The 24,125-nt window shown below is 64.3% G+C and carries 30 protein-coding genes and 4 pseudogenes; 17 read left to right on the top strand and 17 right to left on the bottom strand.

Going from position 1 to position 24,125, the window contains the following annotated elements; translation table 11 throughout:
• Positions 1-411 precede the first annotated feature (411 nt).
• From P6U29_RS02435 to P6U29_RS02425, 3 genes are all read left to right on the top strand, one after another.
• Positions 412-681, top strand: a complete 270-nt coding sequence (locus tag P6U29_RS02435; RefSeq protein WP_407116167.1) for a hypothetical protein — start codon at positions 412-414, stop codon at positions 679-681.
• A 163-nt stretch (positions 682-844) separates the two neighbouring features.
• Positions 845-1,264: a CopG family transcriptional regulator gene (locus tag P6U29_RS02430; RefSeq protein WP_407116166.1), complete on the top strand. Its 420-nt coding sequence runs from the start codon at positions 845-847 to the stop codon at positions 1,262-1,264.
• A 4-nt stretch (positions 1,265-1,268) separates the two neighbouring features.
• The gene (locus P6U29_RS02425) at positions 1,269-2,441 is read left to right on the top strand and encodes an alpha/beta hydrolase family esterase (RefSeq protein ID WP_407116165.1); all 1,173 of its coding nucleotides are present in this window, start codon (positions 1,269-1,271) and stop codon (positions 2,439-2,441) included.
• Between the two features lie 102 nt (positions 2,442-2,543).
• Here the strand turns inward: P6U29_RS02425 and P6U29_RS02420 are convergent, their stop codons facing one another.
• The gene (locus P6U29_RS02420) at positions 2,544-2,741 is read right to left on the bottom strand and encodes a hypothetical protein (protein WP_407116164.1); all 198 of its coding nucleotides are present in this window, start codon (positions 2,739-2,741) and stop codon (positions 2,544-2,546) included.
• A 158-nt stretch (positions 2,742-2,899) separates the two neighbouring features.
• Positions 2,900-3,865 (bottom strand): annotated as a pseudogene (locus P6U29_RS02415) (glycosyltransferase family 4 protein); the annotation flags it as partial.
• A 61-nt stretch (positions 3,866-3,926) separates the two neighbouring features.
• Here P6U29_RS02415 and P6U29_RS02410 point away from each other — a divergent pair.
• Positions 3,927-5,372, top strand: coding sequence for an IS1182 family transposase (locus P6U29_RS02410; protein ID WP_407112541.1), 1,446 nt, complete (start codon positions 3,927-3,929; stop codon positions 5,370-5,372).
• A gap of 147 nt (positions 5,373-5,519) precedes the next feature.
• Here the strand turns inward: P6U29_RS02410 and P6U29_RS02405 are convergent.
• The 4 genes and pseudogenes from P6U29_RS02405 to P6U29_RS02390 form a co-directional block, all read right to left on the bottom strand.
• Positions 5,520-5,627: pseudogene (locus P6U29_RS02405) on the bottom strand (glycosyltransferase family 4 protein); the annotation flags it as partial.
• Positions 5,628-5,765: 138 nt separating this feature from the next.
• Positions 5,766-5,975 (bottom strand): hypothetical protein, encoded by a 210-nt coding sequence (locus P6U29_RS02400; protein WP_407116163.1) that lies wholly within the window; start codon positions 5,973-5,975, stop codon positions 5,766-5,768.
• A gap of 195 nt (positions 5,976-6,170) precedes the next feature.
• Positions 6,171-6,395 carry a hypothetical protein gene (locus tag P6U29_RS02395; RefSeq protein WP_407116162.1) on the bottom strand — a complete coding sequence of 75 codons (225 nt, stop codon included), beginning with the start codon at positions 6,393-6,395 and terminating at the stop codon, positions 6,171-6,173.
• 20 nt (positions 6,396-6,415) lie between these two features.
• The gene (locus P6U29_RS02390) at positions 6,416-7,339 is read right to left on the bottom strand and encodes a Ku protein (RefSeq protein ID WP_407116161.1); all 924 of its coding nucleotides are present in this window, start codon (positions 7,337-7,339) and stop codon (positions 6,416-6,418) included.
• A gap of 163 nt (positions 7,340-7,502) precedes the next feature.
• Here P6U29_RS02390 and P6U29_RS02385 point away from each other — a divergent pair, with 163 nt between their 5' ends.
• The 3 genes from P6U29_RS02385 (at position 7,503) to P6U29_RS02375 (ending at position 8,441) form a co-directional block, all read left to right on the top strand.
• On the top strand, positions 7,503-7,727 hold the full coding sequence (locus tag P6U29_RS02385; RefSeq protein ID WP_407116160.1) for a hypothetical protein: 225 nt from the start codon (positions 7,503-7,505) through the stop codon (positions 7,725-7,727).
• A gap of 229 nt (positions 7,728-7,956) precedes the next feature.
• Positions 7,957-8,136 (top strand): DUF6557 family protein, encoded by a 180-nt coding sequence (locus tag P6U29_RS02380; RefSeq protein WP_407116159.1) that lies wholly within the window; start codon positions 7,957-7,959, stop codon positions 8,134-8,136.
• A 59-nt stretch (positions 8,137-8,195) separates the two neighbouring features.
• A complete protein-coding gene (locus P6U29_RS02375) occupies positions 8,196-8,441 on the top strand; it encodes a hypothetical protein (RefSeq protein WP_407116158.1) in 246 nt (81 codons plus the stop codon).
• A gap of 12 nt (positions 8,442-8,453) precedes the next feature.
• On the opposite strand, the gene P6U29_RS02370 is transcribed toward P6U29_RS02375, so the two are convergent.
• Complete coding sequence (locus tag P6U29_RS02370) at positions 8,454-8,621, bottom strand: hypothetical protein (protein ID WP_407116157.1); 168 nt, start codon at positions 8,619-8,621, stop codon at positions 8,454-8,456.
• Positions 8,622-9,028: 407 nt separating this feature from the next.
• On the opposite strand from P6U29_RS02370, the gene P6U29_RS02365 reads away from it, so the two are divergent.
• Together P6U29_RS02365 and P6U29_RS02360 are read left to right on the top strand one after the other, a co-directional pair.
• The gene (locus P6U29_RS02365; RefSeq protein WP_407116156.1) at positions 9,029-9,226 is read left to right on the top strand and encodes a hypothetical protein; all 198 of its coding nucleotides are present in this window, start codon (positions 9,029-9,031) and stop codon (positions 9,224-9,226) included.
• A 312-nt stretch (positions 9,227-9,538) separates the two neighbouring features.
• Complete coding sequence (locus tag P6U29_RS02360; protein ID WP_407116155.1) at positions 9,539-9,760, top strand: hypothetical protein; 222 nt, start codon at positions 9,539-9,541, stop codon at positions 9,758-9,760.
• 54 nt (positions 9,761-9,814) lie between these two features.
• Here the strand turns inward: P6U29_RS02360 and P6U29_RS02355 are convergent, their stop codons facing one another.
• The 4 genes from P6U29_RS02355 to P6U29_RS02340 all read right to left on the bottom strand — a co-directional run bounded on the left by P6U29_RS02355 (position 9,815) and on the right by P6U29_RS02340 (position 11,517).
• Positions 9,815-10,192: a response regulator gene (locus tag P6U29_RS02355; protein WP_407116154.1), complete on the bottom strand. Its 378-nt coding sequence runs from the start codon at positions 10,190-10,192 to the stop codon at positions 9,815-9,817.
• Positions 10,193-10,269: 77 nt separating this feature from the next.
• Positions 10,270-10,632 (bottom strand): PRC-barrel domain-containing protein, encoded by a 363-nt coding sequence (locus P6U29_RS02350; protein ID WP_407116153.1) that lies wholly within the window; start codon positions 10,630-10,632, stop codon positions 10,270-10,272.
• 318 nt (positions 10,633-10,950) lie between these two features.
• A complete protein-coding gene (locus tag P6U29_RS02345) occupies positions 10,951-11,166 on the bottom strand; it encodes a hypothetical protein (RefSeq protein ID WP_407119580.1) in 216 nt (71 codons plus the stop codon).
• A 51-nt stretch (positions 11,167-11,217) separates the two neighbouring features.
• Positions 11,218-11,517 carry a hypothetical protein gene (locus P6U29_RS02340; RefSeq protein WP_407116152.1) on the bottom strand — a complete coding sequence of 100 codons (300 nt, stop codon included), beginning with the start codon at positions 11,515-11,517 and terminating at the stop codon, positions 11,218-11,220.
• A 376-nt stretch (positions 11,518-11,893) separates the two neighbouring features.
• Between P6U29_RS02340 and P6U29_RS02335 the strand changes: the two genes are divergently transcribed.
• Entirely contained in the window at positions 11,894-12,790 is an 897-nt protein-coding gene (locus P6U29_RS02335; RefSeq protein ID WP_407116151.1) for a 3'-5' exonuclease, read from the top strand.
• Positions 12,791-12,795: 5 nt separating this feature from the next.
• Here P6U29_RS02335 and P6U29_RS02330 read toward each other — a convergent pair whose 3' ends face one another.
• A complete protein-coding gene (locus tag P6U29_RS02330; protein WP_407116150.1) occupies positions 12,796-12,978 on the bottom strand; it encodes a DUF3606 domain-containing protein in 183 nt (60 codons plus the stop codon).
• 229 nt (positions 12,979-13,207) lie between these two features.
• On the opposite strand from P6U29_RS02330, the gene P6U29_RS02325 reads away from it, so the two are divergent.
• The 4 genes from P6U29_RS02325 to P6U29_RS02310 all read left to right on the top strand — a co-directional run bounded on the left by P6U29_RS02325 (position 13,208) and on the right by P6U29_RS02310 (position 17,739).
• Positions 13,208-13,486, top strand: coding sequence for a hypothetical protein (locus P6U29_RS02325; RefSeq protein ID WP_407116149.1), 279 nt, complete (start codon positions 13,208-13,210; stop codon positions 13,484-13,486).
• Positions 13,487-15,169 carry a helix-hairpin-helix domain-containing protein gene (locus P6U29_RS02320; RefSeq protein ID WP_407116148.1) on the top strand — a complete coding sequence of 561 codons (1,683 nt, stop codon included), beginning with the start codon at positions 13,487-13,489 and terminating at the stop codon, positions 15,167-15,169. It abuts the gene before it with no gap.
• Between the two features lie 490 nt (positions 15,170-15,659).
• Positions 15,660-16,535, top strand: a complete 876-nt coding sequence (locus tag P6U29_RS02315) for a tyrosine-type recombinase/integrase (RefSeq protein WP_407112507.1) — start codon at positions 15,660-15,662, stop codon at positions 16,533-16,535.
• 10 nt (positions 16,536-16,545) lie between these two features.
• Positions 16,546-17,739: an IS91 family transposase gene (locus P6U29_RS02310; RefSeq protein WP_407112508.1), complete on the top strand. Its 1,194-nt coding sequence runs from the start codon at positions 16,546-16,548 to the stop codon at positions 17,737-17,739.
• A gap of 673 nt (positions 17,740-18,412) precedes the next feature.
• Here the strand turns inward: P6U29_RS02310 and P6U29_RS02305 are convergent.
• The 3 genes and pseudogenes from P6U29_RS02305 to P6U29_RS02295 form a co-directional block, all read right to left on the bottom strand.
• Positions 18,413-18,856 (bottom strand): annotated as a pseudogene (locus P6U29_RS02305) (SOS response-associated peptidase); the annotation flags it as partial.
• 2 nt (positions 18,857-18,858) lie between these two features.
• Positions 18,859-19,308, bottom strand: coding sequence for a hypothetical protein (locus tag P6U29_RS02300; RefSeq protein WP_407116147.1), 450 nt, complete (start codon positions 19,306-19,308; stop codon positions 18,859-18,861).
• A 30-nt stretch (positions 19,309-19,338) separates the two neighbouring features.
• Positions 19,339-19,737 (bottom strand): hypothetical protein, encoded by a 399-nt coding sequence (locus P6U29_RS02295; RefSeq protein ID WP_407116146.1) that lies wholly within the window; start codon positions 19,735-19,737, stop codon positions 19,339-19,341.
• 142 nt (positions 19,738-19,879) lie between these two features.
• On the opposite strand from P6U29_RS02295, the gene P6U29_RS02290 reads away from it, so the two are divergent.
• Positions 19,880-20,803 carry a Ku protein gene (locus P6U29_RS02290; RefSeq protein WP_407116145.1) on the top strand — a complete coding sequence of 308 codons (924 nt, stop codon included), beginning with the start codon at positions 19,880-19,882 and terminating at the stop codon, positions 20,801-20,803.
• 20 nt (positions 20,804-20,823) lie between these two features.
• Positions 20,824-21,078: a hypothetical protein gene (locus P6U29_RS02285; RefSeq protein WP_407116144.1), complete on the top strand. Its 255-nt coding sequence runs from the start codon at positions 20,824-20,826 to the stop codon at positions 21,076-21,078.
• A 197-nt stretch (positions 21,079-21,275) separates the two neighbouring features.
• Here the strand turns inward: P6U29_RS02285 and istB are convergent, their stop codons facing one another.
• Together istB and istA are read right to left on the bottom strand one after the other, a co-directional pair.
• Positions 21,276-22,019 carry an IS21-like element helper ATPase IstB gene (gene istB, locus P6U29_RS02280; protein ID WP_407112755.1) on the bottom strand — a complete coding sequence of 248 codons (744 nt, stop codon included), beginning with the start codon at positions 22,017-22,019 and terminating at the stop codon, positions 21,276-21,278.
• An 11-nt stretch (positions 22,020-22,030) separates the two neighbouring features.
• Positions 22,031-23,569 (bottom strand): IS21 family transposase, encoded by a 1,539-nt coding sequence (gene istA / locus P6U29_RS02275; RefSeq protein WP_407119246.1) that lies wholly within the window; start codon positions 23,567-23,569, stop codon positions 22,031-22,033.
• 288 nt (positions 23,570-23,857) lie between these two features.
• Here istA and P6U29_RS02270 point away from each other — a divergent pair.
• Positions 23,858-24,044 (top strand): annotated as a pseudogene (locus P6U29_RS02270) (cell envelope biogenesis protein TolA); the annotation flags it as partial.
• Positions 24,045-24,125 lie beyond the last annotated feature (81 nt).

Here is a 24,125-nt window from a genome sequence, read left to right as displayed (position 1 = left end):
CGGGCCCACCAACGCAATCAAGAGCTGCTGTCGCGCCAAATTTGGACCGAGTTGATTCCAAACGATCGTGAAGCTCCCTCGACATTCGAACGTATTGTGCCGCCCGGCGCGCTCGGCTCCGCCTCGCAAGCTTGTCCCTTTGGGAACAACGAGCCAGTTGCCCATGCACCTCTCCTGCGACTTAGAGGTACCGCGCCAGCAAATACACCCCACGCGTTCTGAATAGCAATGCCGTTCGAACTGCGCGGGGAGCCGGCTCCCTGGGGCGAGCGCTGCGCCCCTGGTGTTGTGCACAGCGCGGCGGGAACACGGGGACAACACCCAGCTCTGCCGATTGCGAATCCCTGACCCGTGCTAACCGCCCGGAACGGACAACTGGGCGGAAGGATTCGTCCGGCAGGAGCGATCTCGATGCTGATGACGAAGGAACGACGGCCGGCGGTCCGCACGTTGCGCGGCCGGGCCATAGCCGTGCTGCAGGAGGCGGGTGCCATCCGCGAATGCGAGGAGCACGGCTGGATGCAGGACCGCGCCGACCCGCACGCGCGCGAGCGCGCCCTCGACATCGCACGTCGGGATGCGCCGCCGGGCATCCCCCATGCCGAGGCCGTAGCCGAGGCCCGCGATGTCCTGGAATCGATCGGCGACACCTGCCCTGAGTGCCCGACGGAGTCCGACTAGACGGCTTCGCCCGTCCGGCCGTCCTCACGGAGTCGGCCGCCGGCAGACGCTTACGCCAAAACGCTCTGGATCATCCCGCCCCCTGCCGCGATCGCGTGTGGGCACTCCCTTGACGCCCGAGGCTGCCCACCATCCAGTTAGATGCCATTAGGATGGTAATGGGATGCCAAGCAGCGTTCACGAAATCCGACCAAAGCCCTCCGACTCGGAAAAAATCACGATCAATCTTGGTTTTGTCGATCTCGGTCAGGTCGATTTGATGGTGCAGGAAGGCTTCTACTCGAACCGCACGGATTTCATCCGGACCGCGATCCGCAACCAGCTCGAACGCCATGCCGACGTGGTCAAGCAATCCACGGCGCGAAAGAGCTTGGACCTGGGCTTGCGAAACTACAGCCGCGAGGATCTCGAGGCGGCGCGGCGGGCGGGCGAGATGCTGCACATCAATGTTCTGGGTCTCGCCACCATCGCGCAGGACGTCACGCCCGAGCTGGCCCGCGCGACGATTGCATCGGTCTCTGTGCTGGGGGCCCTGCATGCCAGTCCGGCGGTCAAGTCCGCTCTCGCCGACAGGACGAGGTAAGGTCATGTTGAACCAGGATATCATTCGCGAAGCCACACGCCTCACACGCTCGGGCCAACTCGTCGAGGCCACCGCGCTACTTCAGCGCATGCTTCGGGGCGGGAAAGAGCGCGGCGCTACCGCACCGACGGTCGACCACGCCGCCCTTGCTGCAGGACGAGAGCCGCCAACCATCGACGCCAAGGCGAACGCCGCCGAGACGAGGCGTCCGCGTCGGGCGGCCCAGCCGGCAGTGGATATCGCCAAAAAACTCCACGGGCTCGGACTGGGAGGAGCCCTGAGGCGTGCGCCGCCTCCCATGGCGGACATCGTGCCGGACGGCGCCAGGTTCGTCGAAGGCGTCTACGCAAACGCCGCGGGAAGCCGCGCCTACCGGCTCTTCATCCCGAGCGGCTATCATGGCCAGGCCATTCCGCTGGTGATCATGCTCCACGGCTGCACGCAGTCGCCGGAGGATTTCGCCGCCGGCACGCGGATGAACTTCATCGCCGAACAACAGACCTGCTTCGTGGCCTATCCCGCGCAGCGGGCCGAAGCGAACCAGGCGAAATGCTGGAATTGGTTTCGTCCGGCCGACCAACAGCGCGGCGGAGGCGAGCCCTCGCTCATCGCCGGCATCACCCGCCAGATCATGCACGACCATTCGGTCGATCCGGAACGCGTCTACGTCGCCGGACTGTCCGCCGGGGCCGCGGCCGCGGCCGTCATGGGATCGACGTACGGCGATCTGTACGCGGCGATCGGCGTTCATTCCGGACTGGCCTGCGGAGCAGCCAGCGACCTTCCCTCCGCGCTGATGGCCATGAAGCAAGGTGGCGGACTTGAGGCAGCGCCGAGCGACGGCCCGCCCGTGCCGACAATCGTCTTTCACGGCGATCGCGACACCACCGTGCATTCCAAAAACGGCGATCGGATCGTCCGACAGTCGATCGGCGGATCCCGCACGAAGGCCAAGGTGCATCGCGGGCGGGTACCTGGAGGACATGCCTACACTCGCACGGTCCACACCGACGCCGGCGGGCGCGGAATCCTCGAACACTGGGAAATCCACGGAGCCGGACACGCATGGTCGGGGGGCAGCCCCGCCGGCTCCTACACCGATCCGGACGGGCCGGATGCAACGAGAGAAATGCTGCGCTTCTTCCTCGAGCACTCGCTCCCGCAGGGGCGGAATTGAGGTGGCATCCGCTTTTCATCCCGGTGAAGGGAGGCGGAGGTCGCAATCCTCCTCCATCTAACGGGGAGCCCGCTGGCGCTAACCGTCCGACCTTTAAGCCAATCAGGTCTTCGGCTTCTGTTCCGCTGCAGCCTCTCGCGCGATCCGCTCCGCCTTCAGGCGCTCCCGGTTTGCATGGAATGCCTGTTGGTCGCGTTCATGCTCGGAGACCGGCGCCTTCGCGCTCGTGTCGCGAAACACCTTTCGCGCTTCCCGTTCGGCAGCGGTCGGCGTCCTCCGGTCCGATGTGCGATTGCTCATTGCTCCCTCCTTCGGGCGCAAACGGTCCTTGCGCTATGTTGCGCATTCGGACCGCCAACCTAGGGGTTAGGTTTTCCCCCGGCGGGGCTTTTGGGGGTCCGGGGGCATGGATTCGACGCCCGACGAACCGGTTGGTTCCAATCTGTCCCCGCTTCCCTTCATGGCGACGACGGTTGCAGATCCTGCTCGCGCTCGACGCCCCCGGCGGCGGCGATCAGCTTCCGGTACAGACCTTGGTATTCCCGCCCCATACGGTGCGCGGAGAAGCGCTCCTCGAACCGCGCGCGCACAAGCCTTCGATCGAGTCGAGCCACTTCGCTCACCGCGCTGACGGCCTCCTCCTCGCTGTCCACGATGAATCCGGTCACGCCGTCGTCGACCACTTCCGGCACGGAGCCCGAGCGATAAGCGATCACGGGCGTCCCGCACGCCATCGCCTCGATCATCACCAGGCCAAAGGGCTCCGGCCAATCGATTGGAAACAGCAGGGCCGCGGCCTCCGCGAGGAACGGCTGTTTCCTCGCTTCGTCGACCTCGCCGACGAGCTGCACCTTCTCGCCGTCGATATGAGGCTCCAGGCGCTTCTTGAAGTAGGCGGTTTCGGCACGCGGGATCTTCGCGGCGATGCGCAGCGGCTTTCCGGCGGCGCGGGCGATGCGGATGGCGTCTTCCGGTCCCTTCTCCGCCGCGAGGCGCCCTAGAAACGCCAGGTACGATCCTGGTCCGTACGACGGCCGAAACAGGTCGACGGGCAGCCCGTGCTGGATCGTGGCGCACCAATTCGCCTCCGGAAGGGGCCGGCGCTGGTGGTCGGAAATCGAGACGAAGCCGGCGTCTGGAAATTGGCGAACCACGCTGGGCAGTCCTGCCAGGTCGAGCCGCCCGTGCACCGTCGTGAGGAACGGGACTCCCAGTCGGCTGAGCAGCGGAAGGGGCAGCCAGTCAACGTGGCAATGAATCACGTCGAAGTCGGCTGCACGTCTCGCAATCGCTTCCAGCAGGAGGGTACACGCGGCATTCGGGTCGACACCCTTTCGTCCGAGGCGCAGCGCGCGAGGCCACACCGGATGAAGCTTGCCGCGCGTCCGGGAATCCCCGGTCGCAAAGAGCGTCACGTCATGACCCTGGCTGTGTGAAAAGTCGCGAGTCGGCTACGATTCCTCCGTTTCCTGATGGGGGATACGGATGGGACGTTTTGTTGAGGGCGCGGATAGGTCTCAGCTAACGCTCTTGCCGGAATGTCTGGAGGACTGGGTAAGCGAGGACAATGCAGTCCATGTGATCGATGTGTTCGTCGAGGCGCTCGACCTACATGGACTGGGATTTGAGCGTGTGATCGCCAAGGAGACGGGCCGGCCCTCCTATCATCCGGCAGTCCTTCTGAAGCTTTACATCTACGGCTATCTCAATCGGGTGCAATCCAGTCGCCGCCTGGAACGTGAGGCGTGCCGCAATGTCGAGGTGATGTGGCTGATCGGCCGCCTGGCTCCCGATCACAAGACGATCGCCGATTTCCGGAAGGACAATGGCGCGGCGATCCGGAAGGTTTGCGCGAAGTTCGTTGCGCTATGCCGGCAAATGGGCCTGTTGCAGACCCCAAGCATCGCAATCGACGGCAGCAAGTTCAAGGCGGTGAACAACCGCGACCGCAACTTTACGCATGCCAAGATGGCGAGGCGGATGGCGCAAATCGAGGAAAGCGTCGGTCGATATCTGCGTCAACTCGATAGCGCCGATCGGCAGGAGCCATCGGAAGCGATCAGCATCAAGACGACGAGGATCAAGGAAAAGATTGCTCGGTTGAAACAGGAGATGAGCCGGCTGGAAGTGCTTGATGCGCAGATGCGCAACACGCCGGATCAACAGATATCGCTCACCGATCCGGATGCTCGTTCGATGGCCACCAGCGGACGCGGATCGGGTGTCGTCGGCTACAATGTCCAGGTCGCGGTCGACACTGAACATCATCTGATTGTTACGCACGAGGTCATAAACGTCGGCAACGACCGTGGGCAGCTTGCTCGGATGTCGAAGCAAGCCAAAGAAGTGCTCGAAGTGGACAAACTCGAGGCGGTCGCCGACCGTGGTTACTTCGACGGAGAGGAGATATTGGCCTGCGAAGAGGCTGGCGTTGCCGTCACCTTGCCCAAGCCCATGACGTCGAACGCCAAGGCGGAGGGCCGGTTCGGCAAACAGGACTTCGCCTACCTGCCTGATGAGGATGTCTACCGCTGCCCATCCGGCCAGCTGCTGCCGTATCACTTCACCAACATTGAGCATGGAATGGCGCTGCGCCGTTACTGGTCGACGGCGGCATGCCAAGGCTGTGCGATCAAGAGCCAATGTACGCCGTCCAAGGAGCGCCGGATCACGCGCTGGCAGCATGAGCATGTTGTCGAGGAGGTCCAGAGACGGCTCGATTCCAATCCCGGCGCCATGCGGACGCGACGTGAGACAGTCGAGCATCCCTTCGGCACGATCAAGGCCCGTATGGGTGCGACCCACTTCCTGATGAAGCGCCTACGGAATGTCGCCGCTGAGATGGCGCTGCATGTTCTCGCCTATAACCTCACACGGGTGATGAACATCGTCGGCAAACCAAGCCTGATTGCAGCCATCCGCGCCGCCTGAAGGCCGGAAAGCGCGTCCAAAGCCGCAATACCCCGACGCGGTACTCCCTTTGGCCCGGTCATTGACGATCCGAGCCGACGACATCGGCCGACTGCAATGATTGGCGGCAACGGCCGCGCCCGACCTGTGCGTTTGCACACAACCAAGACCCAGTTCGACCAGCTCATCCACCAGCCAAGCGACCACCCGCTCTGTGCCGCCGTAGAATTTTGGGGGAACGCTCTCGGCCAAAGGAGCAAGTTGGGCGATGCGCATGGGGGCCGTCCGCTACGCCCCGAAGACCGATCGCAACGCCAGCACGATCACCGCCGAAAAGAGGTATGAAATGGCGAGCAGCGTCAAATCGGGATTGGTGCTATCGGCAGCTACCCGCCAACAGTCCTTCCACCCGCCTCAACATTCGTCTTCAGGGAGTCGTTCGAGGTAGGCGAGTCCGAGGCATGTGAGCTCTTCGGCATCGCTTTCGCGCGAGTCCCATTTCCTGTGCAGGTGGCGCTCGAGGAGGCAGCGACGGCCGTCCGCCGCATCGACGTCGCGGTGGGTCGCCCTGTAGACGGACCATGCCGTGTCTACCGCCTTTCGCAGCGGCACTTCCTCGGCCATGCTCAAGCTCCGACAAGACATTGTCTGGTAGCAACTCACCTTCACCGCGAAAGTTTCCAGACTTTCCCGATGGACATTAGGCGTAGGAACGCCGGAAGGAACGTCGCGATGGCTACGCGGACTCCGCTGCGGCCGCTCTTCGGAGCCGAGGCATCAGCCGAAGCGCCGCGGACGCTCCTCAGTCTCTCAGGTCTCCTAGCGCCGACGCGCGACCCAGATTCCCAACAGGAACGCGACGAAGAGCGACTGCAACGGGGCCTTTACGGTCACCTCGCGCAGCCGATCGGCCCACCGGATCGCTGCATCCTGCGAAGGCGATTGGAGCGGTCGGCGGCGCGCATCGGGACTTTGCTCGATGCCGCCCTGTTCGTCGATCAGCCCGGAGGCTTCCGTCATCGCCGCGGCTTCTTTCATATCCATGCGGCTCTCCTAATCTTGTGTCAGGCGGACTTCCGCTGCGGCCTGGCCGCCGGCTTCTTCGCCGCAGACTCCTTGGCCGGCTTCTTGCCGGCGATCGGCATCAGCATTTCCTTCTGTCCGGCCGCCGCCTTGCGCGGCTTCTTCGTCGCCTTCTTCGGAGCCTCAGCCGCAGCGCCGCCGACGCTCCGCCGCAGCGCCTCCATCAGGTCGACGACGTTTCTCGCCGCGGGCCGCTCCTTCGGCGTGATCGGTTTGCCGGCGCGCTTCTCGTTGATGAGCTCCACCAGCGCGCTCTCATAGTGATCCTCGAACTTCTCGGGATCGAACCGTCCCGCCTTCTGGTTCACGATGTGCTTGGCGAGGTCGAGCATGTCCTTGGTTAGCTTCACCTGCTGGATGTCCTCGAAATACTCCTGCTCGCTCCGGACTTCGTAGGGGTAGCGCAGCAGGGTGCCGACGAGCCCCTTGTCCAACGGCTCGAGCCCAATGATGTGCTCGCGGTTGGTCAGCACCACCCTTCCGATCGCTACCTTGTTCATCTCGCGGATGGTCTCACGGATCACCGCGAAGGCGTCGTGCCCGACCTTGCCATCCGGACGCAGGTAGTAGGGCCTGATGAGATACCTCGGGTCGATATCCGCCTTGTCGACAAACTCGTCGATCTCGATGGTGCGCGTCGACTCCAGCGCGATCTCCTCGAGCTCTTCTTTCGAGACCTCGATGTACTGGCCCTTGTCGAGTTCGTAACCCTTCACGATGTCCTCGTTCGGGACCTCGTCGCCGGTGTCCGCATCGACCTTCAGGTACTTGATGCGGTGTCCGGTCTGTCGGTTGAGCTGGTTGAAGCTGATCTTTTCGCTCTCCGAGGTGGCCGGGTAGAGCGCCACGGGGCACGTCACCAGGGACAGACGAAGGAAGCCTTTCCAGTTGGCGCGCGGGGCCATGTTACGCAGAACTCCGTTGGGGCTTGGATTCAAGACGAACGGTAGACGCCAGTTCCGACAGGTAGCCTCTCCGAGCGAAGATTCATCCGCACGGCCCCTGGGCGCCCGCGGAATCCAACGGATGCCCATTGACTCAAGCAGAACGAATAGAGAACATGGAGGCATGTCCGCCGCGTCCGAACCTGCCGTGCCCGCCGAGGGCGACCTCGAGCTCGCCGCCGACCAAGCCATCGCAGCCTGCGGCGGAGACCCCCAGGAGGCGGTCAAGGCGTTGTTGGTAGCCATCGACTTTCTCGAGGCCGAAGCCAACGAGCTGCGAGCGGCGGTCTCAAAAGGATATTCACGCGGGAGGCAAGCCGGTCGGCGCGACCGCAACGAAAGCGACTGATCGCGAGGAGATGACGACATGACAGTTGGAGACCGTTTTGCGTCCCTCGAGCGCGCTACGGTCATCGAAGAACTCGAGCGGCAGAGCCCCCGGCAGATCGCCAACCGGGACGGGCACATCGAGGCCTGGAACGAGATCATCCGGCTGAAGCCGCTTCCGACCGAATACGCCTGCCGCGTGGACCTGGTGCGGCCGCGAACCGCGCCCCAGCTATATCGACGTTTCTGGCGTGATCGAAGGCCAGGAAAATCTGCTCGCGATAGAGTTCGTGGACTGGCGCCAATGGCTCTCGATGCGCGTCGTCCTCGGCGACGGCATTGCAGAAGCGTCCCCCCAGGCCGTCCTGGCCGCAATCCTCAACGAGATGACCTTCGCCGGCTACAGCAACATGCAAGCGACAGGCAACTAGATGAAGCCGGGTCTGCAACGTCGGTTCTTATCGGGGTCCGAACGCAAGGAGTGACTGCGATGGACGTCACCTACTACGTGGCACTGCCGTTCGTGATGGCGGACGACGGCGTCGCGCCCGGCGAGGCGGTGGAATGCCTGAGCGCCAACGCCGCCGTCATGCGCGCCGAGGCGCTGTCGCGAAAACCCGGTTGCGCCGGTGCGGTCGCCTTCTCGCGGACGGGCGACCCGTCTAGCGGCGAATTCGGCGACGCCAAGCTGATCCGGAAGTTCGGCGAGGTGCCGGACGATCTGAGCGCGCTCTGACGGGCGGCGCCTTCACTCGTCGCTTGGACCGACCGCATCTCTCGGCTCGAGCAGATTCAGCGCGGTCTCGATCTGGGCGAGCAGCGTCTGGATTTCCTCCCGCTCGTTCGGCCCAGGATCGCTCTGCAGTCGCTCCAGGAGCGCCTGCTTCCGCGCGAGCAGCTTTGCGACCGTGGACATCGCGCCTCCCCGTGTTTGCCATCTACAAACGAGGTGGTGCGCCCACGACGAGCTTGCCAGTCCTGGCCCTGCGAGGTGCGGACGCTGGCCGGGCCGATTTCTTCCGGACTATTATTTTGCCGAGGGCCGCAGCGGGCCCTCCACCCACTTCCGGGCGGCGGGATCGTGCAGCGGATCGTCGTCGCAATCGGGGCAGACGTAGCGCTCCCCGCCTCTGACCGCCTCGTCAGGCACAAGCTTCATCGGCCGCCCGCAGTGAGGGCACGGCTTCCGGATATGGTGCAGCAGCGACATCTGACTCCCCCCCTTTTGCCTATTCCCGATCGCGGCGCGGACACAAGCGAGCTCTTGACGCGAACCGCGCCACCCAATCAAATCCAGCTTCGGTGATGTTGTGGGGTGGCGTCATGGAAGAGTTCTACAGCGGCTTCGCGCAGCAGGCGCGCGATCTTGCGGAGAAGGCGGACCCGTTCACACGAAGACGGCTGCTCGACCTGGCCAAGAGATACGACGCCAAGAGCAAACCTGCCGGAAGCGCCAGGCCGCTGCCGCCGCCACGCCCCACGCCGCCGGCGACACTCTTCGCCGGCCCGGGCGAGGCATGACGAAAGGCGCCTTCGCCGAGGTCAAGTGCGACGCCTGCAATGGCGCTGGGCACCAGCCAGCGCGCGAGACCGAACCCCGGTCGCAAGATCTTTCCGGGCCGTTGCACGAAGTGCGGCGGCAAGGGGCGGATACGGGAGCCGAAGTGACCGCACCGGAATCAGCGGCCGACCGCCCTCATGGCGGCCGCCGTCGCAACGATCGCCGAGCAGCCCTCCGGTCGATCCGGACCAATCTGTTCGTGAACTAACGATCGATCTTGCCGTTGTGCCGCATCCGGGCCGCCTTCGACTGCGTGCGCGGAGGGGACAACCATGAGGACCGATTCGCGCCAGCATTTGGAGTCAGGCAGCACCGAGGATCGAACCTACCTCGAGTCGCTGATCAAGGAGGATTTCGAGCGATGCCATCCCGATGACACGTTCGAGGACCTCAAGCGGCGGGCGTCGTTTTCCAAAGAGGACAAGGGACTGTTGCGGGACTGGATGGCGATCGCAGCGGCTCGCGCCGCGGCCGCATCCACGGCCAAGACATAGCCACCGTTGCGGGCTCGGCCGAACGATCGGAAGCTCGCAAACGGTTCAGCCCGGCTAGACTCCCGCAGCGAGTAGCTGCGACACGGCGGCCGCCAATTGCGCCGGCGCAAAGGGCTTCTCGATCAGGACGCTGCCGTCGACGCCCTGCGATTTCCAATCCGGGGCACTGGCGCTCGTCATGTAGACCACCGGAAAGCCAGGCGTGATTTCCCTGATCCGCCGCGCCAGCTCCCATCCGCTGATGCCGTCCCCGAGATTGACGTCCGTCAGCAGCGCCCGACATCCCTCACTGCCATCGCAAAAGGTGGAAAGGGCCGCCTCCCCCGAAGAGACCGAGCAGGCCTCGAAACCGCCGTCCGACAAGGCGTCTTCGATGAAGCTGCAGATCAGAGCCTCATCCTCCACGACCAGAACACGAACGGCATCACTCACTTTTCAAGTCTCCTCGGCGCCCCGGCCGGTCTTCCCGCGCGACGGCGGGTGAGTTGTCCGGTGAGTGCCGTGGCGTCTCAAGCCACCGGCACCCCGTAGTAGGCGTTCACGGAGCGCGCCCTCGCCGGGTCGCTCCAATTCCATGCACTCTCGTCGGCGTATTTTGGAGCGCCGCGAAGCTGGTCCTGGGTGATGCCCGTGACGTATCCACCGAGATCGGTGTCGTACTTCAGTGCCTGCCAGGGCAGCGGATAGTGATCGTCGCCGATGCCGAGCAGACCGCCGAAGCTGAGCACCGCGTACGACACCTTGCCGCTGATCTTGTCGATCATGACGCGCTCGATGTAGCCGACCTTTTCCCCGTCGGCCCCGTACACGTTCGTGCCCTCCACCTTGTCGCTGCCGATCAGGCTGAACGTCTCGCGATCTTCCATGGCCATCTTGACCTCCTGGATGTTGTCTCCGGAAATCAACGGGGCCACGATGCCTCCGTTCCGGGCACAATCCGCGGCGAAATGTTGATCATCAGGATAGAGCGGCCGGATCGGATGATGCGCCGCAATGCGTGCCGGAAGAAGTCGGCGAGCGGAGGTGGAGGATGGAGCTGACCGATGAAGCCGGTTCGACCGGAAAAGCTAAGGCAGCACTCCCAACATGAAAAGCAGCACCACGGTGACGAGGGCTGAGATCAGCAGCGAGCCGATACAGCCCAGTCGGTTGGAAAAGAAAAAGAACATGGCGGGCCCACCGGGCAGGCGTCAGTCGTCGATCAGCGTCCCGATCAACGCGAGCAGGGCCTGGTGTTCGGGTCCGTTGCCGCCCACCCGCAGGAATTGTCCGACCTCGGTGATGGACGCCCGTCCGCCTGAGCTGGCGTTCGGCTGATGCTCAACCGCCGGGCGTCCGGAGTGCGGATGGCGGACGAGCCGCCAGACATCGCCGTTGGCGCTTTCGTAGAGAACTCTTCCGGTCATGCCGTTCAACCGAGGCCGGCCACCCGCGTTCCTATAGGGCGGTTCGCGAGGCTACGACGGCGCGTTGGCCGCGGAGACGACCTTCCGCAGCGCCTCCAACGCTCCCTGCGGCCCGACCAGAACCGCAGCGACCTTTTCGAACTCCGGGCGATCGATGCGGGCGAAATCCACCCACCATTGCGCAGCATGCGCATCGTACATCTGGGCATCAAGCAGCAGTGTGAAACTCGCCTGGACTTCCTCGTTCTCACGCAGGCGATCGCGCAGCGGCGCGACAGCGCCGGCGGCTTCCGCGATCGCGGCGTGCCGCGAGGACTCGTTCTCGATCGCTTCGCGGATCTTCTCCTCCATGAAGTCGAGAAGGTCGCGCGAATTCGGTGCGTCGAGTGGATGTCATGAGAAAGCTCCGCTGGTGTTCGATCTGAGCTGTGTAGCAGCCGAAGGTTTCACGTGGGTCTCACTCGCAGCCGCTGCGGCAACTTTGGTGACGAGAATCCGCGCGAAGCGCCCGAGTCGAATGCGCGAACGTTTTACACGGTACCCGGTGGGCTGGATTCCGCCGGTGCCCGCTGCGACGAAGGTACAAGGCCCAATCGAACCGACATGAGCCGAAAACGCCGTCAATCGCCGTGAATCGCTCGTTTTTCCGGTACCTCGTGGTGAGCGCCTCCGCTATTGTGCGGTGCCCCGACCTGACCGGATCCCACCGCAATCCTCTCGAGCAAAGATGTTTCAGGACACGACTGACCTGGCGGCAATGGCGGAGGCGCTGGCCCGATCGCCCGACTACCGGATCCTGCGGCGCCTTATCGCCCGACCGACCTACGTCCCGGCCGCAGGGCAGGAGGTCAGGACCGGAATTCTGCTCGACACCGAGACGACCGGCCTCGACCACACCAAGGACGAGATCATTGAGCTTGGGATGGTCAAGTTCGACTACGCGGCGGACGGCCGGATCGTCGGCGTCAGAGACACGTTCTCCGCCTTCAACGAGCCGAGTGCGCCGATTTCCCCGGAGGTGACGGCGCTCACCGGAATCACCGACGAGATGGTGGCGGGTCACCGGATGGACGATGCTGCCGTCACGGCCTTCGTCGATGGCTCAGTCATTACGATCGCGCATAACAGCGCTTTCGACAGGAAGTTTGCCGAACGCTACTGGCCCGTGTTCGAGCACAAGGCCTGGGGCTGCAGCGCCACCGAGATTGATTGGCGCGCGCACGGCTTTGCAGGCGCGCAGCTCGGCTATCTGCTGAACGGCGCCGGCTTCTTCCACCAAGCGCACCGCGCCGTCGATGACTGCCACGCGCTGCTGGAGGTCCTGGACTTCGTACTGCCGACGACCGGAGCGCCGGCGCTCGCGCTCCTGCTCGAGACCGCGCGCAAGCCGACGCTGCGGGTCTGGGCGGAGCAGACGGCATTCGAGCTCAAGGATTCGCTGAAGCGGCGGGGCTATCGTTGGAATGACGGCAGCGACGGCAGGCCCAAGTCCTGGTTCAGAGACGTCGACGAGACCGCGCTCGACGACGAGATTGCGTTCCTGCGGACCCAGATCTACATGCAGGACGTCGAGCCAACCGTGCAGAGGCTGACCGCATTCACACGGTTCTCCGAGCGGATCTGAGCGGCCTAGCGGCCGAGACGCTTCTCGACCCGCTTGCGGCTGTTGCCGACCTTCTTGACGGCCTTCTTCACGGCCGATGCCGAGCGGCCGGTCTTCTTCGCTTCGTAGCGGACTTCGTAGTCCTGTCCTTTCGCGACCCGGGCGCGGTCCTGCTTGCGTCCACGCGCGGTCTCCTTCGCTGCGGCCATCGGCTCCTACTGATGGCGATGCAACGCCGCAAGGAATCGCGGGTTCCGCGTGAGCTATAGTCTGCGGCTCAGCGGCCACAAGACTGGGCGTGGAGGATGGGAGCCCATCCGTCGCGCAACAGGCCATCCCACGGCATATCGAGATCGAAGGCTGCAACGGGCACCGAAGGGCGGTCCGTTTTGCCGAGCTCGATCGAACTCCCGACGCGAGCCGGCGTTTACCGACATCATGTCAGACGCATTCGACTACTTCCGCGCCTACGCCGTTCGCGCGCTCTGCAAAGCGAGAGCGATGCCGCGCGGCAGGATGAAGCATCTGCAGCTGGTGGCCGGCCGGATCTACAATCTCCTCAAGAACGAGGCTGCCTACGGCCCCAATGCGCAGCACCTCGAGGACTTCCGAGCAGCCCAGAAGCTCGAGAGCTCTCTCGAACGCCGGCCAAGCGACCGCTCCGGCGGTCGCCTTGCTCCGGCGGTCCCGCAAAGCGCGGACCGGGAGGCTGACTGAATGCCTTCACTCGACGCTCGCGGTGTGGCAAGTCTCCTGCGAGAGTACGCGCAGCGCACAGCCTTGCGAGGCGGCAATCCATATCGGGCGAAGGCCTATTCGAGGGCCGCCGACAGCCTGGCTGCACTTGCCGTCCCTCTGAACGTGCTCATCGCCGAAGACCGGCTGACGGAGATCCCCGGCGTCGGTGATGCGATCGCCGACATTATCACCAAGCTCCACAAGACGGGCAGCCATCCGAGCCTCGAAAAGTTGCGGAAGGAGATTCCCGAGGGCGTACTCGAGATGCTCGCTGTGCCCGGCTTGCGGCCGGAGAAGGTGCTCCGGCTCTACCACGATCTCGGCGTCACCTCGCTCGCCGAGTTGGAGGCCGCCGCCAAGGACGACCGCATCAAGAAGGCGAAAGGACTCGGCGCCGCGCTGCAGACCAAGATCCTGCAGAACCTGGCGATCGCCAAGAGCGGAGAAGGCCGCCTCCACCTGCATCGTGCCGCCGCCCTGCTCGCGCACGCGAAGGAATCCATCCGGAAGGCCCGACCCGAACTCAAGCGCGTGACGATTGCCGGCGATTTCCGTCGAGGCTGCGAACTCGTCGGCGACCTCGCGATCGTTGCGGAGGCTCCGGAGTCCGCGAAGGTTCCAAAGCCGTCACCCGCCGACGGACTGCAGATTCGGCTGTCCGATCGCAAACACTTCGGCGTCACGCTTCTGTTCGCGACCGGCTCCGCCGCTCATATCGAGCAGCTCCGAACGCTGGCCGCCGAGAAAGAGATGCGGTTGGAAGCAGATGGCTTGCACAAGGGGCGGACCCTCATCGCCGGCGACGAGGCCGAGATCTATCGCGCGCTTGGTTTGCCTTTCATCGATCCCGAGCTCCGGGAGGGGCGCGGAGAAGTCGAGCTGGCACTGAAGGGCAAGCTGCCGAAGCTCGTCACGGACCAAGACCTCCGCGGAATCCTGCACTGCCACACGGATGCTTCCGATGGCACCGAGACCCTAGAGACGATGGCGAAGGCGACACGCCAGCACGGCTTCCAATATTTCGGGGTCGCCGACCATTCCAAGTCTGCGCACTATGCCGGAGGTCTGTCGGTGGAGGAGATCGCGCAGCAGCACCTGGAGGCCGATCGGCTAAACAAGCGCTTCGGCAAGGATTTCCGGATCCTGAAAGGCATCGAGTCCGACATTCTGGCGGACGGCTCGCTCGACTATCCAGACGGCGTGCTTGCGCGCTTCGACTTCGTGGTGGCCAGCATCCACGGCCGGTTCAAACTGGACCGCAAGGCGCAGACGCAGCGCCTGCTGCGGGCCATTTCCGATCCTCACACGACAATCATCGGCCACATGACCGGGCGGCAGCTTCAGCGGCGGCCCGGCTACGACATCGACGTCGAGAAGGTGCTGCGGGCCTGCGCGAAGCATGAAGTCGCCGTCGAGATCAACGCCCATCCATGGCGGCTCGATCTGGACTGGCGCTGGCACCAAGCGGCGCTTGAGTTCGGCTGCATGCTGAGCATCAATCCGGACGCGCATTCCATTCCCGAGCTCGACCACATGCACTGGGGCGTCGAGATGGCCCGCAAGAGCGGTGTCCGTGCCGACCGGGTCCTGAACGCGATGACGCTTCCCGAGATCACGCGCTACCTCCGCCAGAAGCGGCGCTCGCTTGCTCGCGCCGCCTGATGCCCTCGGCGCACTGCCTCTCGCTAGAGGGAAGGGTGGTGGCGGTTGCCGCCGATCGCGGGCATCACTTCAGCAAACCCATCCAGGACCGTGAGAGGATCAAGGCGGGTCGAAGCGGGAAAGGTATCCGACGTCGCGCTGAAGATCGTGATGCGCGATGTAGACAACAAAGACACAGTGACGGCCTCGGCGGACTTTGCATAGCACGCGAACGCCTTCCCTGAGCCCCGGCGAGCCCCCTCTCTCATCGCACAGAGTTAGCTCGTGTACCCATAAACTCGGCGGCGTGATGCGGCAAACGCAATGTCCGCTTTTCCCCGATAGCGACCGAGTTCGTGCGGCAGCGCAGTATGCCGCGATGGGCCAAAGGACTAAACCGCTCGCGCGGTAGGGCCCCGGGGCTGGCGACACAGCCAAGACGATAGCGCGACGGGGCGTCCTGTCTTGAGATGAGGGGTTCGCAACCTTCACCCAAGACAGGAGCATCCCCATGACCGACGAGGCAATGAGCCCGTTGCGCCGGCGCATGATCGAAGACATGACAATCCGCAAGCTCGCGCCGAAGACCCAACATGACTACGTGCAAAGAATCAAGAACTTCGCCGCGTTTCTCGGGCGATCACCGGATACGGCGACCTTCGAGGACGTGCGCCGCTATCAGCTACATCTGACGGCAAGCGGCGTTGGCGTGCCGACCATCAACCAGACCGTCTCGACGCTGCGGTTCTTCTTTCGGGTCACACTCAAGCGCCACGAGATCGTCGAGCATACCCATGTCATTCACGAGCCGCGCAAGCTGCCGGTGGTGCTCAGCGTCGAGGAGGTGGCGCGACTGCTCGATGCTGCGCCGGGGCTGAAGTACAAGGCGGCCTTGAGCGTGGCCTACGGCGCCGGCCTGCGCGCCACCGAGGTGGTCTCGCTCAAGGTCTCCGACATCGACAGCCAGCGCATGATCATCCGCATCGAACAGGGCAAGGGCGGCAAGGATCGTAACGTCATGCTCTCCCCATACCTGCTCGACCTGCTGCGGACCTGGTGGAAGGCGGCGCGCCCCCAGGGCTGGCTGTTCCCGGGCCGCGATCCGGCCCAGCCGATGACCACGCGCCAGCTCAACCGCGCCTGTCATGCCGCTGCGCAAATGGCGGAGATTAACAAGCGCGTCTCGCTGCACACCTTGCGGCATAGCTTCGCCACCCACCTCTTGGAGCAGAACATCGATGTCCGCGTGATCCAGGTGCTGCTCGGTCATGCCAAGCTCGACACCACGGCGCTGTATACCCGCGTCGCTACCAAGACGATCAGCGAGGTCATGAGCCCGCTGGAGCACATCGCGCTCAAGCTCAAGGAGATCCGGCCGCCCGGCTGACGCCAAAGCGGTGTCGCGCCCGGCTTTGGAGGTTGCGGATATCTTCCACGACCATGGCCCGGCATGGCGCAAGGCCCATGCCGGCCATGTCAGCCTCCACCAGCTCAAGGTGATGTCGGCGATCGAGCGCTGCCGCACGGCAGCCCTCGGCGGCCATGTCGCGCGCTGTGAGGACTGCGCCTATACGACCATCGCCTACAACTCCTGCCGCAACCGGCACTGCCCGAAGTGCCAGGGCGCCGCCGCGAAGGACTGGCTTGCCGACCGCGAGGCCGAGCTGTTGCCCGTGCCGTACTATCATGTGGTGTTCACGCTCCCAGGAGCGATCGCCGACATCGCCTACCAGAACAAGGCCGTCCTCTACGACCTGCTGTTCAAGGTCTCGGCCGAGACCATGCTGACGATCGCCGCCGACCCCAAGCATCTGGGCGCCAGGATCGGCATCACCTCGGTGCTGCACACCTGGGGCTCGGCGCTGACCCATCATCCCCACGTGCACATGATCGTGCCGGGCGGTGGCATCTCGCCCGACGGCCAGCACTGGGTGTCCTGCCGGCCGGGCTTCTTCCTCCCCGTGCGCGTGCTCTCCCGCCTGTTCCGGCGGCTGTTCCTGGAGAAGCTCGTCGCCGCCCATCAAGCGGGCCGCCTGACCTTCTTTGGCGATGACGCTCATCTCGCCGAGGTGCAATCCTTCGCAGCCTTCCTGGCGCCGCTGCGCAAAGCCGAGTGGGTCGTCTACGCCAAGCGTCCGTTCGGCGGGCCCGAGGCCGTGCTGGCCTATCTGTCGCGCTACACCCACCGTGTTGCCATCGCCAACAGCCGCCTGATTGCCTGCGACCAGCGTGGCGTCACCTTCAGGTGGAAGGACTACCGCATCGAGGGCCGCGATCGCTACAAGCAGATGACGCTCGGGACCTTCGAGTTCATCCGCCGCTTCCTCATCCACGTGCTGCCACGCGGCTTGCATCGCATCCGCCACTACGGCCTGTTCGCCAAAACCTCCTGCGCCGACAACATCGCCCGCGCGCGGCAGCTGCTCGCCGTTGCAAGACCTGAAGGCAAGCCTGCCGCCGTCGATCAAAGCAAGCCGACTTGTCCATGCTGCGGCGGCCGCATGATCATCATCGAGGTGTTCGCGCGCGGTGCAACGCCGCGGCATCGGGCGACAGCTCCAACGAACCGCACCAGGATCGACACCTCATGACCGCGTCTCAATCCTGCAAATCAGCTCATCGCGCTCGCCGCCTCTCGACCGGCCACGGCGGAGCGCGCTCAGACATCCGCCTGCCGACGCAAATCCTCGGGCGACCTGTCGAGTTCGATGCCATTCGTCGCGCATTCGTCAGCCGCTTCACCGTCGCACAACTCGTTGCAACGGCTCCATCCAAATCAGCCAGCTCGCCCGCGGCGCTCAAATCCCCATAGCGCCCGCCGCAACGCCTTACGTTCCCTCAAGCGCGGTTTCCTCCTTGGAGGCTTTCGGACGCCGACCGCCGAATACGCGGCGCCGTCCCTCATGCGGCCGGCATCCGAAACCCTTCACAGAAGCTGCCCTTGAGTCGAGGATAGTGATATGAACTCTCTCGCCGACCGAGGCGGAGAAACGAATATGTCGCCCCTAGTGGTGATCGGACTTATCCCTTTTCTGCCGCTCTCTATTCAGCTGGTCCTTATTCTCGGTAGAGGCCAAGTCAGTTTGCGAGGCGGCTCCGTCATACGTTGGGATGAAAATTCGCGACGGTATTGGGCGATAGTCGCTACCCACATCCCAGTGCTGACAGTCAGCTTGGTGCTGATCTATCTCGGGTTCTTCGGCGGCAGACCACCCTGACCAGTCTGAACGGGATCAGCGGCCGTTTTGCTCAACCTGATGTCCGAGGACGGGTCTCGTCCAGCGCGAACCGGACCGGCACTTTCTTGCCGTCGATCGAGTCGTACTCGGAAAATGACGTGAATGGCACCAGGCAGCGATGCTCTGGTCCGAGCCATCGCTTCCAGTGGGCGCTGCTGACATTCCTGATGTTCGTCGTGCCGCCGTCCGGCTCGATCCGGAGCAATTCCTTGAAGTCGACCGTCTTGCCCTTGGCCTGCAGCTTTTCCGCGCGCTTCTTCGTCGCATCCATCAGGGCCCGCTGCGAGCTCGGCATGCCCCAGCGTGCCATGACGATCTCGCGCCCCTCGGCACCGTTGCGCACGATCGGCGCGGGGTAGTCGGGAAAAATCCCTGGCATTGATGGCCGGTTGCCGACATCGCTGTTCAGCGCGCAGAACAGGCGACGGATCGCGTCGACGTTTTTTGTCATCGAGTAGAGATTGCACACGATCAAGTCTCCGGAGCGACCGGGCGGGGCCGCGACATCAGTTGCAGCAGCGTGGCGGAGGGCCGACGCCCGGCCTTAGCACATTTGCTGCAGCGGAGCCGGCTGGCCAAGTCGTGGACAAATGTGGTCGGCGGATGACGCAGCGCCGCCAAGTCGACGTTCCGTCGGGTCTTGCACCGCGAGCATTCGATCTCGAGCGAGGCGAAGCCCCCGTTGACGGCCTGGTCGACCATCGGTGATGGATCAATGGGCCCGCCATCTGCCCACATGCGCTCGTTCCAAGATTCGCAGAGCAGCTTGTCGGCCTGACGGATGAGAGCTTCGCCTTTGGCCCGGGCTTCGGCGGCCTGTCCTGCGAGGATCGTCGTCATCGCGCGTGCCCGGCCGAGCTCCTTGGTGAGCGCCTTGCGGTCTCCTCCGGAGAGGGGCGTCGGGTGACGCTTCGGTGCCATGCCAGCATTCCATTCCGGCCGCGCCGGCGACTACTCGAACTGAGGCCAACAGCCGTCTTCCTCATGGCGCCCGGTGCGCTGGGTGCAGGTATTGTCCAACAGCCGCTGCCCGACATCCTTCCAGAGCGCGTCCGGACCATAGAGCCGAGCGGCATCTGCCTTCTGGATCTCGACGACCCTGGCACAGCGGCGGCAGCCCACCCTCAGAATAGGTTGAGGAATTTGGCTCAGCCGCAGCGTCCCTGCGGAGGGGCTTGCCGGCTTGGCATCGGCGCGCGGGTCAGCGAGAAGCGCCTCCCAGTATTCCTGCGGCAGATCATCGTCTGGAGCCAACCCGGGCTTCGGGGGGACGCTCCTGCGGACGCCGGCGCTCATTTTTTCCATTTGCTTGGGGGTCGGCATGCGCCAGCTCGCGGGTCGATTGGTCATGCCCTAATTAGAACATAACAAGAACAAAGGAGTCGAGTCCCGGACCGAAAAATTGGGCCCAACGGCGAGGCAGCCGTTTGTCGGAACCATGGTCTGCCGTTCGTCTTGAATCCAGGCCGTCTCGAACCGGAGTTCTGCGTACATGGCCCCCCGTGCCAACTGGAAAGGCTTCCTGCGTCTGTCGCTCGTGACGTGCCCCGTGGCGCTCTATCCTGCCACCTCCGAGTCAGAGAAGATCAGCTTCAACCAGCTCAACCGGCAGACCGGCCATCGCATCAAGTACCTGAAGGTCGATGCTGACACGGGCGACGAGGTGCCCAACGAGAACATCGTCAAAGGATACGAGTTGGACAAGGGCCAGTACATTGAGGTCAGCAAGGAGGAACTCGAGGAGCTCGCGCTGGAGTCCACGCGCACGATTGAGATCGACGAATTTGTCGACAAGTCTGACATCGATCCGCGCTACCTGATCCGCCCCTACTACATTCGCCCCGACGGCAAGGTCGGTCATGACGCCTTCGCCGTGATTCGCGAGACCATCCGTGAAATGGACAAGGTCGCGATCGGCCGGGTGGTGCTGACCAACCGCGAGCACATTATCGCGCTTGAGCCGCTGCACAAAGGACTCGTCGGCACGCTGCTGCGCTATCCCTATGAAGTGCGCAGTGAGCAGGAATATTTCGACGAGATCCAGGACATCAAGGTGACGAAGGACATGCTCGATCTCGCCAGACACATCGTGAACCAAAAGGCAGGGCGGTTCGAGCCCGAAAAGTTCGAGGACCACTACAAGACCGCGCTGATCGACCTCATCAACAGGAAGCGCGCCGGCAAGCCGATCACTCCGAAGGAGCGGCCCGCGGCGACCAACGTGGTCGACCTGATGGAGGCGCTGCGGCGGAGCGTTGGCCGGGAGGCAGCTCCTTCGGAGGCCGCAAAGCCAGCCAAGAAGCCGCGCAAGGCATCGAGTGGACAGAAGGAGATGCTGATGCCGATCGAGGGCAAGAAGCCCAAGGAGACGGCGGCGAAAAAGCCAGCAGCCAAGCCGCAGCGGAAGTCAGCCTGAGGTCGGAGTAGGAGGACCGCATGGATATGAGAGAAGCTTCCGCGATGACCGAGGCCTCTGGCCTGATCGACGATTCGGGCGCGATCGGCACACCGCAGCCGAACGACCAGACGAAGTCGACCGGGACCCGAAGGTCGCTGCGCCAGCCTTCGAACGAGGCGGCGCTACGCTGGGCCGAGCGGCTGCGCAAGGTGACAGTGCAGGCCCCATTGTTGCTGATTCCGATGATCTCGCCCGGGTGTACCGATTTGATCTCGCCCAGGATTCCGAGATGATCTCGCCCACCATTCCGATTTGATGTCGCCCGGGGCGCGAGGCGTTCTGGCTGTCTGGTTTCTGGCATCGGCGAAGCCGCGTGGTCAATCTTGAATCGCGGCTCGACGGGTTGGTTTTTCTGTTGCTCCTGCTGTGGGCATGTGGGCGACGCTCTTGCGTTGTCCAAGCGTAGCGGCATGTCCACAGCGCCACAGGCTCAAGCCTTTCGGTCGGGTTTGCGGGTTCGCCGCATGCTTTCGCCGTTGAGATCGATCCGGTGGGCGTTATGGACCAGGCGGTCGAGGACGGCGTCGGCGTAGGTGGGATCGCCGATCAGCGCGTGCCATTGATCGACCGGGAGCTGGCTGGTGACGATGGTGGAGCGGCGGCCGTAGCGGTCCTCGAGGATCTCCAGGAGGTCGTGGCGGGCGGCGGCGTCGAGCGGCTCGAGGCCCCAGTCGTCGAAGATGAGGAGATCGACGCGGCCAAGCGCGCGCAGCAGGCGGGAGTGGCGGCCGTCGCCGCGCGCCAAAGCGAGATCGGTGAACAGCCGCGGGACGCGCTGGTAGAGCACGGAGCGATTGTCACGGCAGGCCTTGTTGCCGAGCGCTGAGGCGAGCCAGCTCTTACCGACGCCGGAGGGCCCGCAGATCAGCAGGTTAGCGTGGTCATCGATCCAGCGGCCTTCGACCAGCTTCGTCAGCAGGCTGCGGTCGAGGCCGCGTGGAGTGCGGTAGTCGATGTCTTCGACGCAGGCCTCCTGGCGCAGCTTGGCGTATTGCAGCCGCTTCGACAGCCGCTTGTCGCGTCGTAATGACGCTTCGCGTTCGAGCAGCAGCGCAAGCCATTCGGCGTGGCCGAGGCTTGCGGCCTCGCCGCCGGCTTCGATGTCGGCGAAGGCCTTGGCCATGCCATGCAGGCCGAGCGCGTAGAGTTGATCGAGGGTCGGATGCGTGAGCAAGATGTGATCTCCTAATTGTAGTAGCGCGGCCCGCGGATGTTGGGATGAAGGATCGGCGCGTCGTCCGCGGAGCGCTTGGGTGAAGGACGCCGATCGAGATTGTTGGCAAGGATCGATTTGACCGAGCCGTACGTGCGCGCGCCAATATCGATCGCCCGCATGGCGGCGGCATCGAGCCGCTCGTGCCCGTAGGATCGGGCGAGCCGGATGATGCCGAGACAGGCGCGGAAGCCCTGTTCCGGATGCGCCCGCTCGTCGAGGATCAGGTCGCACAGCGCCGCGGTGGCCGGCCCGATCGAGGCGGCGTCCTTACGGATGCGCTCGATGGTCCAGCCAGCGTAGCGCCGATGACTGGAGGCCATATGCTCCGGCACGGTCGTGTGCTTGTGGTTGCCGCTCATGCGCTGATGCGCGGCGATCCGCTCACCCTTGTGGAAGATCTCGACGGTGCGAGCCGTGAAGCGCACCTCCACCTCGGCGCGGACGAAGCGATGCGGAACGCTGTAATAATGCGCCTCGACCTCGACGTGATAATCGATGCTGACCCGGCAGATCCGCCACTCGGCGAACTCGTAAGGGTTCTCCGGCAGGGCCTTCAGCGCTGGCCGGTCGATCTCCTCCAGCAGCTTGCGGCGGGTGACACCGAGCCGCCTAATCGGTCGCTCCTCGTTGAGCCGGATCATCAACTCGGCGATCGCCGCGTTGACGTCGGCGAGGCTGTGGAAGGTGCGGTGGCGCAGCCGCCCGAGCAGCCAGCGTTCGACCATCAGGACCGCCTGCTCGACCTTGGCCTTGTCCCGCGGCCGTCGCGGCCTGGCCGGCAGAATGGCGGTGCCGTAATGCGCCGCCATGTCGGCATAGCTGCGATTGATCCTGGGATCGTAGAGACAGGCTTTGATCACAGCGACTTTGGTGTTGTCCGGCACCAGCAGCGCCGGTACGCCGCCGATCGCCTCGAAGGCGCCGACGTGGCCGCTGATCCAATCGGCGAGCCCCTGCGTCCAGGTCGCCTGCGCGTAGGTGAAGCTCGATGCGCCGAGCACCGCGACGAAAATCTGCGCACTGCGCCGCTCGCCGGTGCGCCGGTCGATCACCACCGGGACGCCGTCGCCGGCATAGTCAACGAACAGCTTGTCGCCGGCCGCATGCGACTGGCGCATCGTCACCGACAGCCGGCCTTCCCAGGCGCGGTAGAGCTCGCAGAAACGCGAATAGCGATACCCGCCGGGCTCGCCCGCGATGTACTCCTCCCACAGGATCGACAGCGTCACGTGCTTGCGCCGGAGCTCGCGGTGCACCGCCGCCCAGTCCGGCTCGGCCTGCCGGCGATGGCCCCGCCGGGTGCCGGGACCGGCTCCCGCGCTGGCGAACAGCCGGGCTTCCAGCACAGCGTCGGTGATGGCGTCGGGCAATGGCCAGGTCAGCCCCGCCGCCTCGAACCGGTGGATCGTCAACCGCACCGTCGAAGGGGCTGTCCCCACCCGCCGCGCAATCTCGCGGGTCGGCATCCCGGCCGACTTCAATCTGATCACATCGCGCACATGGCGCATCGCAAACCTCTCCGTCGGCATCCAGGTCCCCCTTCGCAAAGCCGAAAGGCGGACCGTATCGGAGCCAGAAGAGGCCTCGTCACCCCGGGCGACATCATCCCGGAATGGTGGGCGAGATCATCTCGGAATGGCGGGCGAGATCAAATCGGAACGGTGGGCGAGATCATTCCGGAATGGTGGGCGACATCGAGCGGAATCAGCACCCATTGTCCTCGCTCTTTATCGCGTTCCTACTCGGGACCTGGGTCGCGCGCCGGCGTTAGGACAAGCCGCGGGCTGCCGACAACCATGGCGAGGAAGCTCAAGACATTTCAGACTTCGCTGGGCTTCTACGATCTCGCGATCGCGGCGCCGTCGATGAAAGCGGCGCCCGAAGCATGGGGGCGCGGGCAGCAATCTCTTCCATCAGGGTGTCAAAGGAGACGGAGACCCCGACGTGGTCGCCGCAACAAGGTCGAGGCCAGGCGTGGTACTCACCCTCACCCGACGTAATCGCTCAGATCGAGCAAGCGACGTCACGACGTTTGATCATCGGTCTTTTCTGATGGCGTCCGCG

It is taken from the genome of Bradyrhizobium sp. LMG 9283 (assembly GCF_045571415.1).
In the GTDB taxonomy this organism is placed as follows: domain Bacteria; phylum Pseudomonadota; class Alphaproteobacteria; order Rhizobiales; family Xanthobacteraceae; genus Bradyrhizobium.
This window is presented reverse-complemented; position numbering and strand designations above follow the sequence as displayed.

What these genes read in the sequence shown, in the direction of transcription:
- P6U29_RS02345 (WP_407119580.1), bottom strand. Translation starts at nt 11,166, where the DNA reads ATGACCGGAAGAGTTCTCTACGAAAGCGCCAACGGCGATGTCTGGCGG.
- P6U29_RS02320 (WP_407116148.1), top strand. Translation starts at nt 13,487, where the DNA reads ATGCCTTCACTCGACGCTCGCGGTGTGGCAAGTCTCCTGCGAGAGTAC.
- P6U29_RS02335 (WP_407116151.1), top strand. Translation starts at nt 11,894, where the DNA reads ATGTTTCAGGACACGACTGACCTGGCGGCAATGGCGGAGGCGCTGGCC.
- P6U29_RS02385 (WP_407116160.1), top strand. Translation starts at nt 7,503, where the DNA reads ATGTCCGCCGCGTCCGAACCTGCCGTGCCCGCCGAGGGCGACCTCGAG.
- P6U29_RS02295 (WP_407116146.1), bottom strand. Translation starts at nt 19,737, where the DNA reads ATGACCAATCGACCCGCGAGCTGGCGCATGCCGACCCCCAAGCAAATG.
- P6U29_RS02400 (WP_407116163.1), bottom strand. Translation starts at nt 5,975, where the DNA reads ATGGCCGAGGAAGTGCCGCTGCGAAAGGCGGTAGACACGGCATGGTCC.
- P6U29_RS02425 (WP_407116165.1), top strand. Translation starts at nt 1,269, where the DNA reads ATGTTGAACCAGGATATCATTCGCGAAGCCACACGCCTCACACGCTCG.
- P6U29_RS02365 (WP_407116156.1), top strand. Translation starts at nt 9,029, where the DNA reads ATGGAAGAGTTCTACAGCGGCTTCGCGCAGCAGGCGCGCGATCTTGCG.
- P6U29_RS02410 (WP_407112541.1), top strand. Translation starts at nt 3,927, where the DNA reads ATGGGACGTTTTGTTGAGGGCGCGGATAGGTCTCAGCTAACGCTCTTG.
- P6U29_RS02360 (WP_407116155.1), top strand. Translation starts at nt 9,539, where the DNA reads ATGAGGACCGATTCGCGCCAGCATTTGGAGTCAGGCAGCACCGAGGAT.
- P6U29_RS02370 (WP_407116157.1), bottom strand. Translation starts at nt 8,621, where the DNA reads ATGTCCACGGTCGCAAAGCTGCTCGCGCGGAAGCAGGCGCTCCTGGAG.
- P6U29_RS02375 (WP_407116158.1), top strand. Translation starts at nt 8,196, where the DNA reads ATGGACGTCACCTACTACGTGGCACTGCCGTTCGTGATGGCGGACGAC.
- P6U29_RS02330 (WP_407116150.1), bottom strand. Translation starts at nt 12,978, where the DNA reads ATGGCCGCAGCGAAGGAGACCGCGCGTGGACGCAAGCAGGACCGCGCC.
- P6U29_RS02315 (WP_407112507.1), top strand. Translation starts at nt 15,660, where the DNA reads ATGACCGACGAGGCAATGAGCCCGTTGCGCCGGCGCATGATCGAAGAC.
- P6U29_RS02325 (WP_407116149.1), top strand. Translation starts at nt 13,208, where the DNA reads ATGTCAGACGCATTCGACTACTTCCGCGCCTACGCCGTTCGCGCGCTC.
- P6U29_RS02420 (WP_407116164.1), bottom strand. Translation starts at nt 2,741, where the DNA reads ATGAGCAATCGCACATCGGACCGGAGGACGCCGACCGCTGCCGAACGG.
- P6U29_RS02430 (WP_407116166.1), top strand. Translation starts at nt 845, where the DNA reads ATGCCAAGCAGCGTTCACGAAATCCGACCAAAGCCCTCCGACTCGGAA.
- istA (WP_407119246.1), bottom strand. Translation starts at nt 23,569, where the DNA reads ATGCGCCATGTGCGCGATGTGATCAGATTGAAGTCGGCCGGGATGCCG.
- P6U29_RS02390 (WP_407116161.1), bottom strand. Translation starts at nt 7,339, where the DNA reads ATGGCCCCGCGCGCCAACTGGAAAGGCTTCCTTCGTCTGTCCCTGGTG.
- P6U29_RS02350 (WP_407116153.1), bottom strand. Translation starts at nt 10,632, where the DNA reads ATGGCCATGGAAGATCGCGAGACGTTCAGCCTGATCGGCAGCGACAAG.
- P6U29_RS02300 (WP_407116147.1), bottom strand. Translation starts at nt 19,308, where the DNA reads ATGGCACCGAAGCGTCACCCGACGCCCCTCTCCGGAGGAGACCGCAAG.
- P6U29_RS02435 (WP_407116167.1), top strand. Translation starts at nt 412, where the DNA reads ATGCTGATGACGAAGGAACGACGGCCGGCGGTCCGCACGTTGCGCGGC.
- P6U29_RS02290 (WP_407116145.1), top strand. Translation starts at nt 19,880, where the DNA reads ATGGCCCCCCGTGCCAACTGGAAAGGCTTCCTGCGTCTGTCGCTCGTG.
- P6U29_RS02395 (WP_407116162.1), bottom strand. Translation starts at nt 6,395, where the DNA reads ATGGATATGAAAGAAGCCGCGGCGATGACGGAAGCCTCCGGGCTGATC.
- P6U29_RS02340 (WP_407116152.1), bottom strand. Translation starts at nt 11,517, where the DNA reads ATGGAGGAGAAGATCCGCGAAGCGATCGAGAACGAGTCCTCGCGGCAC.
- P6U29_RS02285 (WP_407116144.1), top strand. Translation starts at nt 20,824, where the DNA reads ATGGATATGAGAGAAGCTTCCGCGATGACCGAGGCCTCTGGCCTGATC.